Source organism: Granulicella sp. L60, assembly GCF_009765825.1.
Taxonomy (GTDB): domain Bacteria; phylum Acidobacteriota; class Terriglobia; order Terriglobales; family Acidobacteriaceae; genus Edaphobacter.
The window spans coordinates 928,173-945,426 of sequence record NZ_LMUR01000018.1; the positions used below are offsets into that span (position 1 = coordinate 928,173).

The following is a 17,254-nucleotide window of genomic DNA, read 5'->3' on the forward strand; positions in this document are numbered from 1 at the left end:
TCTACAGCTCTTCTCGCTTTCGTTGCGCGGGGCTGGGTTTCATAGGATTGCCCCAGATGTAGCACTACTCCGGGGACAGAAATATAGCAAAGCGTCTTCGTTACTTCTGGCCGATTTGATTCGACGTACCTCCATCCATTGCAGTCCCGTCTTGAAGTAGTCAAGCTACGGTATCCCCTAAGGCTTAAGAGATAGTTAGAATGGACAGCAGCTTTACGTATATGGCAGGGAAGAGGGGCGAATTGTGACAGACGAGGTAGCAGAGATTCAACTATTTGTGAAGATTGTGAAGGCCGGTAACCTCTCCGCTGCCGCGAGGGCCCTCAATTCGTCACCGGCAGCGATGAGCAGGAGTCTGAGTGCGCTCGAGTCACGGCTTGGCGTTAGACTGGTCACCCGCACGTCTCGAACATTTGAATTAACCGAAGAAGGTCATCTATTCCACGAGCGATGCGAACGCATTGTTGTGGATATAGCCGAGGCCGAGGCGGAGGCTACCTCACATGGCAAGATTGTCGAGGGGAAGCTTCGCATCGGAGCGGTCATGGGTATTGGTCGAAGACTGATCGCTCCACTCATCGCTCGATTTGTTGAGAGATACCCTGGAGTTCAGGTCCATTTGAATCTTTCGGATTCAGGGCTGGATGTCATCGATGACGGGCTTGACATCGCACTACGCGTGGGCCTGCCAGCGGACACCAGCGTCATCGCTAAGAAAATTTTATCAACGAGGCGTATTGTCTGTGCTTCCCGCGCCTACCTGAAGCGCCACGGGATTCCGCGGCGCCCCGAAGATCTGCACGAGCACAATTGTATTCGGCTCGTTCGGGGCGGAAGAATCATGGACAGATGGGTGTTTCAAGAGGCAGGTAATCGGTTTGAGGTGAGCATCAACGGAACGTTGACAACCACCAGCGGTGAAGTCTTGCACAACTGGGTGCGGTCTGGAAGAGGAGTTGGGTTGAAGGCGGTCTGGGATGTCCAACCTGATCTCGACGACGGTACGATTGTTGAATGCCTCAAGGACTTCTGGTGCGATGGGATCGATCTCTTTGCGGTCTGTGCCAACCGTCGATACCTGCCCCCGCGCATCCGGGTATTTCTTGATTTCATTGCGGTCCAACTTCCGGAGATGGTTCGAAGAGAAGGCCGGAGTTCCTCTCAGGAATCATTGCCGTCGCCAGCGTCCCCATCGGCCAAGGCAAGGAAACCACGCAGGGTCGGATCACTCAAGCTATAGGCTGGCTTCATTTTGGAACGTCGTCTGACTCGGCGAAGAGCTGTGCCTGCCTGCGCCGTGGACAACTTCTCTTACGCCTGAATGAGGAATAGCTGGCAGCGTTAGGCCCAGCGAGTGGCTTTGTCGCTCTGCGCTTAACGTAAAGTCCGTAACATGTCGTCGCTCTTGAGGCGTTCGCCATGCGCTCCAATTCCGCGGAATACCATCCCAAATCGAAAGCGCTGAGCGGATTGGCACCGGGGCAAGCAGCCCGGCGGATGTTACAGCCGCAACGAACCGTGTCGTCAGCTAAGACTTCGGCAGACTGTCTGTCGTGACCGATCGACAACAAGAGGGCGTACTCCATCTTTTCACATTGGGAAAATTCCTCCTTTGATGGTCGCCAACTCGCACGCGGACCTCTACCGGCGAGCCTCGAGGCGCGAAGCGGATTCCCAGAGATAGCGGCACTGGGCTGAATTCTTTTCGTCCCGGTTTTGGCAGGGTCATCGTGGGCGTCTCGATGCGAAGTCTCCGAATAACCGAGGAGCATTTCATTGGCTTGCTACGGTCGCAAGCAGCCGATAGCCCGTGCAAGATTACGACTGCGGGCAATGAGAGGATGCTCCTACTATTCGGATCAGGAGCGGTGACTATCTTATGACGGCTAATACCGATCTAGAACCAAATGCATTCAGCTCTTCGTCCGAAGCAGCTCCGGGATTGACCGCAGCCGACTTTCTAGTAGACCTACTCATTTCGCGCTGGGGCGTCCGTCACATCTTCGGCTATCCAGGAGATGGCATCAACGGCGTCATTGAAGCGTTGCGCCGGCGCCGCGACGAGATTCAATTCATTCAAGTGCGCCATGAAGAAGCCGCCGCCTTTGCCGCATGCGGATACGCGAAGTTCAGCGGCAAACTTGGTGTCTGTTTAGCCACCTCCGGTCCGGGCGCAATTCATTTGATTAACGGCCTCTATGATGCGAAAGCGGACCAGGCTCCCGTACTCGCCATCACCGGCTTGCAGTATTCCGATGTGACTGCGACCCACTTTCAGCAGGACTTCGACACCGTCCGGCTTATAGGTGAAGTAGCGCCCTTTTCGGAACGCATCATGCAACCGGCGCACGTGGAGAACATGGTGAACCTCGCCGTTCGTTCCGCGCTTTCATATCGCGGTGTTTCGCATCTAGGTATCCCTATCGACGTTCAGGAGGCGGCGGCGGCGTCCGGCCACTTCGCTGAGGAAGATCAGCCTCGCCACACCTCGGCGGATTACACCATACCTCTCGTGAGCCCACAGCAAATCGATCTGGAACGGGCGGCGGCAGTTCTCAACGCTGGCAGCAAGACCTTCATCATGGTGGGCGCAGGCGCTCGCGGAGCCCGCGCTGAGATCGAGCAACTCGCGGAGACGCTCGGCGCCCCCGTGGGAAAGGCGCTTCTTGGTAAGGAAGTTCTTCCCGATGACAGCCCGTACACCACGGGTGGTGTCGCCATCATTGGCACAGCCCCATCGCAGCAGATGATGAGGACTTGCGATACGCTCCTGCTGATCGGCACGTCGATGCCATATACCGCCTACTACCCGAAGGTCGGAAGCGCACGCGGCGTGCAGATTGACATCGATCCAGCACGCATCGGCTTGCGATATCCCGTCGAGGTTGGGTTGACCGGCAACACGCGGGAGACTTTGCTTGCGCTCCTGCCTTTGCTGAAGCGCAACGTAGATCGCAGTTACCTCCAGGGAGCTCAGGAAGCCATGGAAAAGTGGCGCGACCTGATGGAGTCGCAGGAGCAGAGCAAGGACGTTCCGATGCGCCCACAGGTTTTCATAGGCTCGATCAGCAAACACCTGAAGGATGACGCGATCATCTGTGCTGACGTTGGCCAGGTGACACATTGGTCCTCGCGCCACATCAATATTCGCGGAGACCAGAAGTTCTCATGTTCCGGCACGCTCGCCTCCATGGCCAACGCTCTTCCCTATGCGATTGGCGCACAGGTCGCTTTTCCCGATCGGCAAGTTATCGCCTATGCAGGTGACGGCGCGACCACCATGCTGATGGGTGAGATCGCAACCTGTGTCAAGTACAACCTTCCCATAAAACTCTTCGTTTCCAAGAACAATGCCCTGGGGCTGATCCGGTGGGAGCAGATGATGTTTCTCGGACATGCGGAGTATGGCATTGAGCTTCAGGACATCAACTTTGCAAAGGTTGCGGAGGCGTGTGGTGCGGTGGGGGTTCGCGTCGAGGATCCCAACCAGGTCGACGCCGTCGTGAAAGAGGCGCTCGATGCGGCAGGGCCGGTCGTGGTCGAGGGTGTGGTAGACCCATTCGAGCCTGTCATGCCCGGACATATTCGTCCCGCCCAGGCTGAGCATTATGCGAAGGCGTTGCGGATAGGACTGCGCTCTGGCCAACCGGCCGAACGGCGTATTGCGTTGAATATGTCTCGCAACCTGCACGAGCTGAACCCTAAGGACTTCAAGGTACTCTCCGAGAGCCTTGAATCCGGTGTGCCCGAATTATTTCCCGATGCTGGACCATCCACCAACGCGAAGCAAGAACCTCAGGCTTCGTTTGATATTCAGCGCGAATCTGCACTTGAACGTCGCTCTGGACATCCGAGCGCTTCCACGAAGTAACAAGAAAAACGATTTCGCCGATTCGATACAGGAGATTTGTTGATATGAGCGCTGAAACAAAGTCAAACGAATCCGCGTCACATGCGAGTTCCGGTCAAAATAATCATGAGGGCGAGTTGCCCGCTTACACATATGCCCTCGAAGCGGCGGAAGCTAAAACGATTGGAAAAAATACCGCTCGAGAAGCCACCGTCGTTGAACTGCCAATTTCAGTAGGTCTTGCTGGAGTCTCCATGCGCTTAGAGCCGGGAGGCATGCGGGAACTGCACTGGCATGCAACAGCTGCAGAGTGGGGCTTCGTGGTTGAAGGAAACTGCCGTACAACACTGGTAGATCCGCAAGGACGATCGGAGACTAACGACTTTGGACCGGGCGATGTCTGGTACTTCCCAAAGGGACATCCGCATTCGATCCAGGGGTTGGGTCCAGGGATCTGCCATTTCATCCTTATCTTCGATAATGGTTACTTTTCCGAATTTGGGACGTTCAGCATCACAGACTGGCTCGGCCACACTCCCAAAAGCATACTTGCGAAGAATCTCGGTTGCACGGAAGGTGATTTGGAGAACATCCCAGACCATGAGGTTTATTTCGCGCAAGGTCCGGTACCGCCGGCTGTCCAAGCTCCGCCGATCCGAGGAGGATTGCTCGACTGCCCACAGACTCACAAGTTCCGAATGCTCGCCCAAGAACCTCATCTATCGACACCCGCAGGGCGCGAATATCTCGTTGATTCAAGTTTCTTTCCAATCCAGACCACGATTACTGCGGTAGTGCTCGAACTAGAACCTGGAGCGTTACGGGAGCTTCATTGGCACCCGACCGCGGATGAATGGCAATACGTTTTGAGCGGCAATGTCCAAGACACATTGTTTGGATCTCACGGCCGCTACCGCATCGAGAATCTGAAAAAGGGAGACGTCGGGTACATCCCTATGGGTTACGGGCACTCTATCGAGAACTTGAGCGATACAGAGCCAGCGCGTGTTCTGATTGGTTTCAACACTGGGAAATACGCAACGGTAAACCTCTCTAATTGGTTGGCCGGCAATCCAGAGTATGTCCTTTCCGATAACTTCGGCTGGAATAGCGAGGTCATCAAGAAGTTACCGCGCTCTGAGGTCTTCTTGGCTGGCAAAGGCGGCCCTATTCGATGAACCATATACACACGGAACAACTGCAGCAAGATCCTCCCGTCATTCGATCGGCCAAGCTTGTTCCGGCGGAGCAAGGGTACTCCATCTGGTGGATGGGAGATGACAAGATCACATTCCAAACGCTATGTGAGGATACGGATGGAGCGTATTCGTTCTGGATCGATGAGCCCCCTCCCCAAGTGGGTCCACCAAAACATGTCCATAGCCGTGAAGAAGAGGGCTTCTATGTCATTAGTGGTGAAGCCACCTTCAAGGCGGGACATGTTGCGGCGGTGTTAGGGCCAGGAGCATTCATTGCGCTACCGGCTGGCATCCCGCACACCTGGGCAAACACGTCCAAGGAGAACGCAAAGCTGATCACATTCACCGCGCCTGCAGGCAACGAGGGTTTTTTCCTAGCACTTGGCGAGCCGGGGGCTGGCGCTCCCGGCCCAAGAAAGACCATGCCCGTCGACGAGATAAATCTTCTGACGCCGCGCTTTGGAGTCACCTATCTGGAAAGCACGCCAAATCCACTCGATGGTGCGCTTGTGCTGGGTGCTGGCCGTAGCCCCACCGTTGTCATGCCCGATGAGGGGGACGAACGATACTCCGCTCACGTCGTCTATAGCATCAAGGCGTACGGCCCAGTCACTGCCAATGCTTACACCCTAGTTCAGATTGAACTGGAGAGCGGCGGAACGATCCCCTTGCTACGGCACGCAGCCTATGAGAAAGGTATCTACGTTCTAAGCGGTACTCTAACCGCGACGATTTCCGGCCAGCAATTAGAAGTTTCTGACGGAGGATTTCTCAATATTCCGTGGGGCCTGCCTCACGAATTCAGGAATCTGGGTGCAGAGCCCGTGCGGCTCTTGCAACTGACTACCCCTGGTGGCATCGAGGACTTTTACAGAGCCGCATGCCGCGTAACCCGTCACGGTTCTTCGGTAGATATGGAAGCCGATCTTGAGCGCTTTCGCTCCTTGGGACCGCGCTTTGGAATTTTCAGTTAATCCAACTTTATTCGAAAGAGAGGAATGACCAATGACCAAGCTTTCAGCAGGTGACTATATTCTTGTGGCGGTCGACAAAGTGGGCTGCGGGATCGAGTTCGTGGATGTTCAAACGCGCAAGTCACTAAAGCGCCTCAACATGCCCTCGCGGCCACACGAGATCGTGATTGCTCCCGACGAGGCAACAGCTTATGTGACTATCTACGGCGATGGCATCTACGGCAACAATGTTCACCGCGGGCACCAGATCGCGATCATTGATCTCAAGAAGCGGGAAGTCACAGGATTCATCGACATCAGCCCCTATCAGGCGCCCCACGGCCTGACCTGGGACGCGAATGGCAAACTCTGGATCACCGTCGACAAAAGCCGGCACGTGCTGTGTGTCGATCCCGAGACCCGGACCATCGAAGATGCCGTCGCCTGCGATACAGACGGCTGCCATTGGGTCGTGGCCACGCAGGGTGGAAAGAAAATCTACACCTCCAACAAGGACACTGACAATCTGTGCGTCATCGATCCGACCACCCGCAAGCTGGTGAAGCGGGTGACTGTACCGAACGGGACCGAAGGAATCGACTCGTCTCGTAATGGCAAGTGGATCTATACGAGCGATCACAAGGATCCAAAACTCATCGTCATCGATACGCACAAGGATGAGATTAAGCAGACTATTGATCTTCGTGGCTATAAGGACATCTCGTTTTGGGAAGACCACGAGATGCGGGTTCGGACCACACTGGATGACAAATACGTCGTCATCTCCGGTTACAAGTGGGACGTCGCTGTCATTGTCGACGCAGCGGCCCCGGAAAGCCAGACGCTCCTTCAGACGAAGAAGGGTCCCATGGGATTCGGCTTTCCTCCGTTCGACGTCAATCAGGTTTATCTCGCCGATCACGACTCCGGGTCAATCTCTGTAATCGATCTGACAACTAAGCAATTCGTCGAGTCCTTCCCATGCGGGACGGGGGTCGAGTGCATGGAATTCATCTTAGCCAAGTAACGGGTGCCCTACATGGAATTCCAACAAGCAGATTTCATCGTGCACGATTTTCAGTTTGCCTCGGGCCAGATCCTGCCTGAACTCAAGCTGCACTATCGTACTCTCGGTTCACCGGCATACGATCAGGACGGGCAGATCAGCAACGCCGTCCTGATGCTGCATGGAACGACGGGGAGCGGGGAGCAGTTCACTCAACCCGAAACGGCCAACTTTCTCTTTCAGCCCGGCCAGCCGCTGGACGCTACAAAGTTTTTTGTGATTCTTCCGGACGCTATTGGCCACGGGGGAACGAGCAAGCCGAGCAATGGGTTGCGCACCCAATTTCCGAGATATACCTACGACGATATCGTGGAGGCGCAGTATCTTCTCGTTACAGAGGGATTGAAGATCACCAGGCTGCGACTCTTGTTGGGTACATCGATGGGTGGCATGCAGACCTGGGTATGGGGTGAGCGGTACCCGGACCTTATGAGAGCCATTATGCCGATCGCGTGCTTTCCCGAAAGAGTCAAAGGCCGCAATCTCCTCTGGAGAAGGATGCTGATCAACATCATTGAAGAGGATTCGGGTTATCAGGATGGCAACTACAGGAAACAGCCGGCAAACCTTGGCATCGCCTGGAGCCTCTTCAACTTGATGGTAGATAGCCCTCTGCACTTGCAGGAGGCGTTTGCAGATGTCGCCGCTGCTGACGCGACCGTCATGCAAACCTTCGAGACCGGCCTCAAGGGGCAAGATGCGAACGACGTCATCTATGAGTTCGACGCTTCGCATGATTACAATCCCTCCGTCGACCTCGAGACAATCAAGGCTCCCCTTTTTGTCGTCAACTTCGCCGACGATGGACTCAACGCAGCCGAATTAGGCATCATCGAGAAATCCATCAAGAGAGTGCCTCATGGACGTGCGGTTCTCGTTCCGATGGGTCCAAAAACGCGCGGGCATCAGACGCTCAGGGTAGCCGAGGTCTGGGCTCAATATGTTCGGGAGATCCTCGAAGAGACGGAAGAGAAACCCGTCACAGCCAAGGCCTCCCATGTTTAATATCCTCCTGCCCCAGTTTGTGCAGGGCCAGGGGGCAATCGGCCTACTGCTATTTCGGCTTGTCCTGGGTATCGGCTTTGTGCTTCATAGCTGGCCAAAGCTCAAGCATCCCACCCGCTGGATGGAAGCAGAAGGTACACCTCCCAGTATTCCGGCAGTGCAGATGATGGCCGCATTTACGGAATTCAGTTCTGGACTGGGATTCCTTCTCGGACTCTTTACACCTCTGGCTTGCCTGGGAATGCTGGGGACGATGATCGGAGCCGTGGTCAAGGTTCATCTTCCCCAAGGGCATCCGTTCATCGGGCCACCGGGTACAAACACAGCAGAGAACTGTGTCAACTACGCAGCGGCGGCCTCAGCTGTGTTGTTGCTGGGACCGGGGCAATATTCATTGGACAGAATCTGGATGGGCCTCTTCTTCAAGTAGACACATCCAGCACAACCCCGAAAGGTCACGATATGCCCTTGACGCAGATATTTCTCCGCGGCGGTAAGCCGACCGGCTACCGCCTGGCGATCGCCGAGAGTCTTCAGAAGGCGCTGACTGATGCCTTAGGTGTGCCCGCCGAAGAGCGATTCCAACTTATTACGGAATTCGGTAAAGATAACTTCATCTTCGATCCCAGTTATAAAAACATTTCCCGGTCACAGGATCTGGTGATGATCGTCATCACGCTAAAGGCCGGGCGTTCGAACGAGCTGAAGAAATCGCTGTATCAGACAATCGTGACTGAACTAGGCAATAGTCCGAAGATCCGTCGCGAAGATGTCCTGATCGTATTACATGAGAATGGGCCGGCTGACTGGTCTTTCGGCGATGGCGGGGCGCAGCTACTCGACTAGTGGCGCATCACCCGTTCGCATAGAGTCGTATGAAGTTATTGCACGTACTCGTTTTTACCGCGTTGGCGGATCTCCGGTTTGTGGGAGTTGCCGAAGTGTACGCCAACAGGGGCTGCAGCGAGCATACGGGGCTTACTGACCACGTTGCGCGATGACGATGGGACGCACAAACGTATTGTTCGGCATCGAGGTCGTCGATGCAATCGAAAAGGGAAGTCCTCGTCTAACCCACTTCAGGGTCGGTGCTGCCATGACCCTGACCCGTTGCGCAAGAGCAAGCTACCCACCATGATGAACAACTTTCTGTAGACTCACATCGTTCCCATCATCAGCATGCAGGGTGTTAAATACTAGCGCCGAAACTATTGTTAGAGCGCCCAGAACAAGAAACGCTCCATGGAGGCCATGAATCGCTTCAACTTGATTTGGGGCGTGAGTGTTTGAAATGAAGAGCGAAGTTGTCAGACCTGCACCCGCTACGCCAAAGCTGATGGACATTTGCTGCATTGTGCTCGCAATCGAACTTGCACTGCTCGCTTGCTCTTCAGCAGTGTCTGCATAAACGAGCGTGTTCATGCTTGTGTATTGGAGCGATGTGAACCACCCATAACCGAACGCTAACAGAACAATAAACCAGATCGGCGTGTGCGCCCCGATCTGTGCAAATGCCAGCAATAATCCACCGATGATTACTGTGTTATAAATCAGAACGCCGCGATAGCCAAAAACCCTGAGTACAGTTCGCATCACCGTCTTGACGCCCAAGGCGCCAACTGCCTGAGGCATGATAAGCAGTCCGGATTGGATTGGAGTGAAACCGAGACCGAGTTGGTACAGGAGCGGGAGAAGAAATGGCACCCCTCCTATACCTATACGGGTAAAAAAACTCCCGCTCACGGCCACTCGGAACGTGCGAATCTTGAGCAGACTTAGTTGTAATAATGGAAACCGAGTCTCCTTCGCGTTGAGGCCGCAGCCCGAAAGCAGTGCCAATGAGAGAATCAGGAGCCCTAAGATTTCACCTGGGCTAAGGGTGTGCTCCCCGAATATCTCAAGGACATAGGACAGAAGGGCGATTCCCGATCCGAACAAGATAAGACCAACAAAGTCGAGTGGATTCGTTCGCTCCTCGCGGTAGTTGGGCATATGCAAGTAGACAAGGAACAAGCCCAATAGTCCGACCGGAACATTCAGGAAGAAGATGAAGCGCCAGTGCAGGTAGCCCACAATCAATCCGCCCGCGATGGGTCCTAACATCGGCGCAACGAGAGCGGGTATGGAGACGAAGCTCATCGCGCGAATAAGCTCGGATTTGGCAAAGGTCCTGACAAGCGTGAGCCTGCCCACAGGCACCATCATTGCACCTCCGCAGCCTTGTAAAACACGACAAGCGACAAGCAGATGGATATTCCTGGATATGCCGCATAGGCACGACCCAAGAGTAAATAGACCGATCGCAGAGGCAAATACCTTTCGCGTTCCATACCGGTCGGCCATCCAGCCGCTGATCGGTATGAAGATGGCAAGGCTCAAGGTGTAGCTGGCCAGCACAGCCTTCATGCTGAGTGGGCTCACTTTGAGGGCGACTGCGATCGCGGGAACCGCCGTATTTAGAATCGTAGTATCCAACGATTCCATGAAGAGTGCGACGCCGACCAGCCAGGGCAGGAGCACTTTCCCTGCCTCTAAGGGACCGGATGGTTCCTCAAAAAGTTTAGCCAGTTTAGGTCTCATCCAAATGTCTCCATACTTGGTCAGTCCTGATCATCAAGGGCAGAGCAGTTGCGAGGAGCGACACCTCTTCCATTTCTCCCTTATAGCACTGGGCAGTATTCAGATATCAACAGCAATGCAGTGACAGCGCTACAGACAACCGCGATTAGTTTCCGTCGGATGTGCGACGACGTTCGCTTCGAGTTACACTTTCGACTTTGCCCTCGATCCGAGAATCCAGATCTCTCGGTAGCGCATATATCTTGGCTTATCTCGGATGGCTATTTTAGCGAGACGGACTATTCAGAGGGATCAGCAAAGCGCGGCTGGTAGCCATCACGGAGGGCCCGAGACGCGCATTGTTCGGCTAAGGCTACATACGGAACGAAGTCGGTGTGACTCCGACAATCCTTCGAAACGTGGACGTAAAGTGACTCGGCGTGGGAAATCTCAACCGCGCGCTTATTTCCGTGATGGTCATCGAGGTGCCCTGGAGAAGTGTCTTTGCTTTTTCGATTCTCTGCTGCAACACGTATCGCTGCGGTGTAACTCCCATGCTCTTCTTGAATTCCCTACAGAAATAGTAGCGGCTTATTCCCGCCACCTTCGCAATCCTTGCAAGGCTCAGGTCGTCCTCAATGTGATCCGTAATGAATTCGACGACCTTCTTCAGCCTGCTGGGCGGCATGCCGTTTTGCTTAATCGATACATCGACCGCCTCCGAATAGCGTCTTACCAGATGTGTGCAAAGCTGATACAAAAGGCATCTCGTAAAGGCCAGATTGACGGATCTCGATCGAGTGAGTTCGGCTGCGAGCCGCGCCAGGATTTGAGTTACCAATGAGTCTTGCCTGAAGTTCTCCATTCTCATGATGCCGGGCCAGGGATCCACCGCATCGTTGTCCCACGCATGACGGAACATCTCCTCAGGGATGCGTATGATCAAGGTTTGATCTGGGCGACTGAGCCACCAGAGACTGTGCGTGGAAGCTGCATGGAGCAACATATGCCCGTATCTGATCTCGCCGCGGTGGGCACCGCTGCCAAAATCGAAGGTTACCTCGCAGCGGTTGCTCGTTCGTGCAATGAGCAGATAATCGTTGCCCGCTGGAATTGTGAAGGCCAGCGGCGTCGCCTGAGACAGCTTCGATACGCGAACTCCGGTTGCAGGCGGCGGCAGTTCCTCTCCGAGCAGTTCGGCTGCAGCCTGAGAGCTCACGCCGCCAGCACCCGCAGATTGCACACGATCGTGTTCATCACCTGCTATGTGCTGGTCTGTCTTGTCATCGCATTGGAAGAATGAAGTCACTGGATTCAGTTCGGCCCACTCGCGAGTGATCGCCTTTAGTGCCAAAGAAGTCCTCGTTGAGACGAGCGCGTCCACGGGCTGGATTAGCCCTATGTGCGATTGTTCTCATCGATAACCGTCCATCTTTGCTTATTTTGAGAATAAGAGGCAGGATGCAGGCTGAGAAGACGTATAAAGTGAATACCATCTTTGCGATTCCGGCAAAGTTGTAACGATTTCCGAGCCTCCAACTGGAGTGTTGAGATCAGCGCCAGGTAGGCTTTCTACCCTGGGTCTCTCAAGCTCACGGCGCTGGGATGCCAAAGCACAGCGCCGTACCGTTCGGGAGGGTAATACACAGGAGTGATTACAGTTATTACTGCACATACACTTTCATGAAATCGACGATCATTGCATGGATTTGATCCGGCACAAAGACCGGAGAAAAGTGCCCGGAGCCCAGTGTCTGGCCGACCATAAGCTGAGGGGTGAGTCCCTTGAAATAGAACAAGTCTGCAAGAGGCACCGTGGCACCGAGATACGCGATTGGCACGTGGCACCCGGAAGCCGCCGATGCCGGATCGTAATCCATAAGATGATGGATGAACGACGACAAGAGAACGTGCTGAGGCGCCCTTGGTATATACGAGATCAGACTCGTCTTTTTCTCTTCGTCATCCGCGGAGAGGAAGAGGGATGACATAGCCATCCGATACGCCTCGAGGTAGCCGGGACCCGTCAATGCTTCGGCAAGCGGCCGTAAGGTATTAAGCAAGGTCTGAGAAGGGAAGAGGACAGAGTCGATAAGGATCAAGGCGTCGGGAGTGTCAGGGTAGCGGGCCGCCAACTCCAGCAACACGTTTCCTCCCATACTGTGGCCGACTAGAACAGGTTTTACCAACGAGAGCTTGTGGCAAAGCCATGCAAGGTCGTCCGCAAACTCTGCCATGGTATAAGAGCCTTCGGGTGCATCACTTTCTCCATGCCCACGCAGATCGACGGTAATGACCCGATGAGTATTGCCGAAGAATTTCTCCTGCGCTGCGAACACAGTATGGTCACAACCCCACCCGTGCACGAGTACGATCGCTGGATAGTTTGTGCCAGAGTCTTTGTAGGCTAACGCTATTCCTTCCTTCGTTAAGATCTGCATAATCTCTGACACCTCTGTGTAGTGAGTCCTGTGTTCCCCAAAAACAAGTTACCGTTTGGCTGGCGAAGCATACCCATTCCGCTCGCCTGCAAGCGGTCCGCCGATAATTCGAATAAGTTTTCGTTCTCGGGGTTCGTTCAATGGTCTGAATATTTCCAGCTCAGACCAGCGAACGGACGAGGTACACCGCTAAGGCATAATGCTTATCGGACCGCGTCTTTTGAAAATGGGATGGAACGCGGAAACAGGGTCGGCTGATCTTTCGTAGCTGCAATGAATAACAGCCCACCGCACATGCAGACATTCTTTAAGAAATTGATCAACTGTACTGGATAGAGCGGCGTACTGAAAGCTTGCCAGAATGGGTGTGCCATGATGGTAGCCGGGATCAGAAAGGCTATAAGTGCAAGCGACGCGAGACGCGGAAAAACACCGAAAATCAATGCGGTCCCGGCTACAAGCTGAAGAGCTCTTGCGCCCCAAATCGATATCGAAACAATGTTTTCCGGAAGTCCGTGAGCGATCAGTTCGTGGGTGGCAAGTGCCTGGCTAATGACATTAAGCCCATTCATGATGAAAATCACTGCGACCAACGTGCGAGCAACAATCAGCGCGGGCTTCTCAATGGACAGCAACGGAAGCTTTTTGAGTGCATTGAACTTACCTTTTTTGAGTTGAGGTCCCGGCTGTTTAGAGGATTCCACCTCGGTCGTCGGTTGGACGCCTTTCGGACGCAGCGCTGCCCCAAAAACGCTAACTAGCCCAACTCCGGCCGAAAGTCCACGGCGGGCATCCTCCGACAAAGCATCTCTTCCCAGCCGTAGTAGGGAGGGCGGCTTTCCTGCTGCGGCGGTCAATAACGAGTGAACCCGATTGGTGTCGATGGTTTCAAGGAGATTAGCCAGCATGAGTCCCATGCGAAGCGCTGACACCGCCTGCTTCGAACTGACCACGTCGACCAGCCGGTTTACGACCGTAGTACTTGCGCTCAAGAGTCCGTTGGCGGTATCAATCAGGCCCTTTTCATGCAATTTCTCTAACAGATCGTAGAGAGAGAGCAACGCTTCAGCATGGTCCTCAGGCGCATCCTGGAGCCTGCGCAATAGATCCTCGCGGGAGTCCTGAGGGGTAAACTTCCGAAACTCTACTGGCTGTGCCATGACTCTGTCTCCTTACGATGAGTGCGTCTGGATTTGAACCAATGTTTCGGTGCCGGGCATCTTATAGTCGCTCCGCCGCCATTTGCGTTCGACTTCGACCCCGGTTTGCGGTGTCGGATGGCCGGCGAAACGGAAGTTCAATGCCTGGAGCGGGTTCTCTCCTTGATCCGGCAGGACTTCCAAACGTACCGAAGTTTCCTTGTAAGCAGGCGTATTCGTGGCCGAGTCAGTATGCGATCCCGTCAGCACGTTAACAGGACCATCCTGTGAGGTGAGAGGCAAAAAGATCTGCTTGCCGAACACTCGGCTCGTGACGAGAACCTTCACCTTAACCGCACCTTGGCGGCTGACAATGCGGACCCAGCGCCCCGATGTGATGTTTCGATCCGTGGCGAGTTCTTCGGAAATTTCCACGTATCGCTCTGGATTCTCTTGATGAATCCCTGCGACACGATGTGTCATATTTCCTTCATGGAAGTGCTCGAGCACCCGGCCATTGTTCAAATCGAGATCGAACTCTGTGTCAGGAGCTTCAGCTGGTTCACGAAAAGTAAGTGGGTACAGCCGCGCCTTTTTGTCGGGAAATGCAAAGCCATTCAGATATAGGACCGGCTCGTCCGTACCATCCTCGTGTACGGGCCATTGCAAAGTCTTATAGCCTTCCAGGCGCTCGTAACGGACACCGCCATAAAGAGGAGTCAGGGATGCCATTTCCGCCATAATCTCTGCAGGATGGCTGTAACCCCAGTTTGCTCCCATCTTATTTGCGATTTCTTGTGTAATCTTCCAATCGGCTTTGCTATCGCCGAGTTCAGGTAAAGCCTGATAAAGCCGCTGTATGCGCCGCTCGGTGTTGGTGAACGTTCCGTCTTTTTCAAGTGCGGGAGCTCCAGGCAGCACTACGTCTGCGTAGCGACAGGTTTCAGAGAAGAAAATATCCTGTACCACGAAGAAATCCAGCTTTTCGAAGCCGCCCGCCACATGATTGGCGTTAGCATCGGCCGAGATCATATCTTCTCCTGCCAGGTATATGGCCCGTAATTTCCCCTCGTGGGCCGCGTCAATCATCTGGTGATTATCCAGCCCGCGCTTAGGAGGAAGAGATCCACCCCATACCTTCTCGAAACGTTCGCGGATGGAAGGGTCCTCGACGCTCTGGTATCCAGGGAAATTATTTGGCATCGCTCCGATGTCACCGGCCCCCTGAACATTGTTGTGGCCGCGCAGGGGATATGCGCCGCAGCCGGGTCTTCCATAATTGCCAGTGATCAATAACAGATTCGAGATGGCTGTCGACGAGTCCGATCCCATCACGTGCTGGGTGATGCCCATTGCCCATAGAACGCACATGGTCTCAGCTTTGCCGATCTCTTCGGCGACGCTGATCAGGGTATCGAGCGGTACCTCGCATTGTTCTGCGGCGAACTCCATCGTGAAGGGTTCCAGGCTCTTTCGGTACTCGTCCAGCCCGTTCACCCATTTATCCAAAAAGCTTTGCCTTGCGTAGCCGTGCTCCAGCATGTACCGGCTCATGGCACACAGCCATGTCAGGTCGCTTCCGGGCTTCGGCCGAAAGAAGATATCTGCGCGTCGTGCCATCTCGTGCTCGCGGATATCCGCCACGATGAGCCTTTGGCCGTGCAACTTATGAGCGCGCTTGATGCGCGTAGCCGCCACTGGATGGCTCTCTGCCGTATTGCTGCCGACAATAAGCACCAACGCAGACTTGCCAACATCCTCAAGTGATCCTGCATCGCCTCCGTACCCTACCGTCCGGAACAGACCCATAGTGGCAGGTGACTGACAATATCGCGAGCAGTTATCAACGTTGTTCGTGCCGATCACGGATCGGGCGAATTTTTGCATCAGGTACCCATCTTCATTCGTGGTCTTCGAGGAAATCACAACACCGATGGCATCCGGGCCATATTGCTGCTTGACTTCGCTTAGTCTCCGCGTAACAAGCTCCAACGCCTCTTCCCAGGTAGCCTCCCGGAAGTTCATTCCCTCGCGAATCAACGGCTTTTGTAGCCGGTCCTTATGGTTGACATAATCCCAGCCAAACTTTCCTTTCACGCAAGTAGAGATTTGGTTCGTCGCGCCGTGCAGAGGTTCAATCTTGAGAATTTTCCTGCCTTTGGTCCACACGTCATAACTGCAGCCGACTCCACAGTAAGTGCATACCGTCTTTGTCTGTTTGATTCGCTCTTCCCGCATCTTGGCTTCAGTTTGCGAGACCTGCATAATAGGCCCATATCCCATCTCAGGCTCGATCTCTTTGACGACATCGATCATCTTGTTAAGAGCCTCGTGCGGCAGGCCGCTCATAAAACCTGCCTCGCCGAGCATCGACTTTTCCATGAGGGCATTGCACGGGCACACCGAGACGCAGTGTCCGCAGGAAACGCAGCTTGAACCGCCAATCTCGTGGCCGCCATCCCAAAGCACCCTCGGGTGCTCCAATTCCCATCCAATCGAAAGTGTTTCATTCACCTGAACGGTTTGGCAGGCCTGTACGCAACGACCGCACAAGATGCATTGACTGGGGTCGTATCGATAGAAGGGATTCGACATATCGACTTCGTAGGGCTTCGGCTTGTATGGGTGCTTTTGGTGCTGAACATCGAGCGCGAGAGCAGTATTGTGAACCGTGCAATTTTCGTTATTGTTATCGCAGACTGTGCAGTACAGCATGTGATTGCCGAGAATGACGTCAAAAGCGGCCGTGCGCGCGTCCTTTGCTCGTTGCGACTCCGCACCGACAGTTTGGCCAGCGGCTACTTTTGTGCCACACGAGCGCACCAGCTTGCCATCCACTTCAACCAGGCATGTATCGCACGTCTGTATCGCTCCCATCAGAGGAGAGTGATAGCAGACATGGGGAATCTGGGCTTTCCGAAGAACGGCGTCAAGTAGCATCTCCCCGTCTTCGGCGAGGATACTGGTGCCGTCAATTGAGATCTCCACCTGCTTGCTTATGGAACTGGTCGATGAGCTTCTGACCTTCAATTCTTTCATAAA

Annotated in this window: 13 protein-coding genes; 8 read left to right on the top strand and 5 right to left on the bottom strand. The window is 54.3% G+C overall.

Translation table 11 applies throughout. The annotated features are described in order from the left end of the window. Window positions 1-244 precede the first annotated feature (244 nt). The 8 genes from GSQ82_RS14165 (at window position 245) to GSQ82_RS14200 (ending at window position 8,919) form a co-directional block, all read left to right on the top strand. The gene (locus GSQ82_RS14165) at window positions 245-1,240 is read left to right on the top strand and encodes a LysR family transcriptional regulator (protein ID WP_158792890.1); all 996 of its coding nucleotides are present in this window, start codon (window positions 245-247) and stop codon (window positions 1,238-1,240) included. Between the two features lie 639 nt (window positions 1,241-1,879). Continuing rightward, entirely contained in the window at window positions 1,880-3,871 is a 1,992-nt protein-coding gene (locus tag GSQ82_RS14170; RefSeq protein ID WP_158792891.1) for a thiamine pyrophosphate-dependent enzyme, read from the top strand. A gap of 44 nt (window positions 3,872-3,915) precedes the next feature. Beyond that, complete coding sequence (locus tag GSQ82_RS14175; protein ID WP_158792892.1) at window positions 3,916-5,028, top strand: cupin domain-containing protein; 1,113 nt, start codon at window positions 3,916-3,918, stop codon at window positions 5,026-5,028. Window positions 5,029-5,207: 179 nt separating this feature from the next. After that, the gene (locus tag GSQ82_RS14180; protein WP_158792893.1) at window positions 5,208-6,023 is read left to right on the top strand and encodes a cupin domain-containing protein; all 816 of its coding nucleotides are present in this window, start codon (window positions 5,208-5,210) and stop codon (window positions 6,021-6,023) included. A gap of 31 nt (window positions 6,024-6,054) precedes the next feature. Then, window positions 6,055-7,029 carry a YncE family protein gene (locus GSQ82_RS14185; protein WP_158792894.1) on the top strand — a complete coding sequence of 325 codons (975 nt, stop codon included), beginning with the start codon at window positions 6,055-6,057 and terminating at the stop codon, window positions 7,027-7,029. A gap of 12 nt (window positions 7,030-7,041) precedes the next feature. Continuing rightward, complete coding sequence (locus GSQ82_RS14190) at window positions 7,042-8,073, top strand: alpha/beta fold hydrolase (RefSeq protein ID WP_256370086.1); 1,032 nt, start codon at window positions 7,042-7,044, stop codon at window positions 8,071-8,073. Continuing rightward, window positions 8,066-8,503, top strand: a complete 438-nt coding sequence (locus tag GSQ82_RS14195; RefSeq protein ID WP_158792896.1) for a DoxX family protein — start codon at window positions 8,066-8,068, stop codon at window positions 8,501-8,503. The genes GSQ82_RS14190 and GSQ82_RS14195 overlap by 8 nt, the downstream gene beginning before the upstream one ends. A 38-nt stretch (window positions 8,504-8,541) precedes the next feature. Next, window positions 8,542-8,919 carry a tautomerase family protein gene (locus tag GSQ82_RS14200; protein ID WP_216847088.1) on the top strand — a complete coding sequence of 126 codons (378 nt, stop codon included), beginning with the start codon at window positions 8,542-8,544 and terminating at the stop codon, window positions 8,917-8,919. A 279-nt stretch (window positions 8,920-9,198) separates the two neighbouring features. Here GSQ82_RS14200 and GSQ82_RS14205 read toward each other — a convergent pair whose 3' ends face one another. The 5 genes from GSQ82_RS14205 to fdhF form a co-directional block, all read right to left on the bottom strand. Continuing rightward, window positions 9,199-10,653 (bottom strand): DHA2 family efflux MFS transporter permease subunit, encoded by a 1,455-nt coding sequence (locus GSQ82_RS14205; RefSeq protein WP_158792898.1) that lies wholly within the window; start codon window positions 10,651-10,653, stop codon window positions 9,199-9,201. Window positions 10,654-11,005: 352 nt separating this feature from the next. After that, window positions 11,006-12,016: an AraC family transcriptional regulator gene (locus GSQ82_RS14210; protein ID WP_158792899.1), complete on the bottom strand. Its 1,011-nt coding sequence runs from the start codon at window positions 12,014-12,016 to the stop codon at window positions 11,006-11,008. Between the two features lie 280 nt (window positions 12,017-12,296). Beyond that, window positions 12,297-13,073 (bottom strand): alpha/beta fold hydrolase, encoded by a 777-nt coding sequence (locus tag GSQ82_RS14215; protein WP_158792900.1) that lies wholly within the window; start codon window positions 13,071-13,073, stop codon window positions 12,297-12,299. A 203-nt stretch (window positions 13,074-13,276) separates the two neighbouring features. Next, entirely contained in the window at window positions 13,277-14,233 is a 957-nt protein-coding gene (locus GSQ82_RS14220; RefSeq protein ID WP_158792901.1) for a DoxX family protein, read from the bottom strand. Between the two features lie 12 nt (window positions 14,234-14,245). Beyond that, window positions 14,246-17,251, bottom strand: a complete 3,006-nt coding sequence (gene fdhF, locus GSQ82_RS14225; protein ID WP_158792902.1) for a formate dehydrogenase subunit alpha — start codon at window positions 17,249-17,251, stop codon at window positions 14,246-14,248. Between the last annotated feature and the right edge of the window lie 3 nt (window positions 17,252-17,254).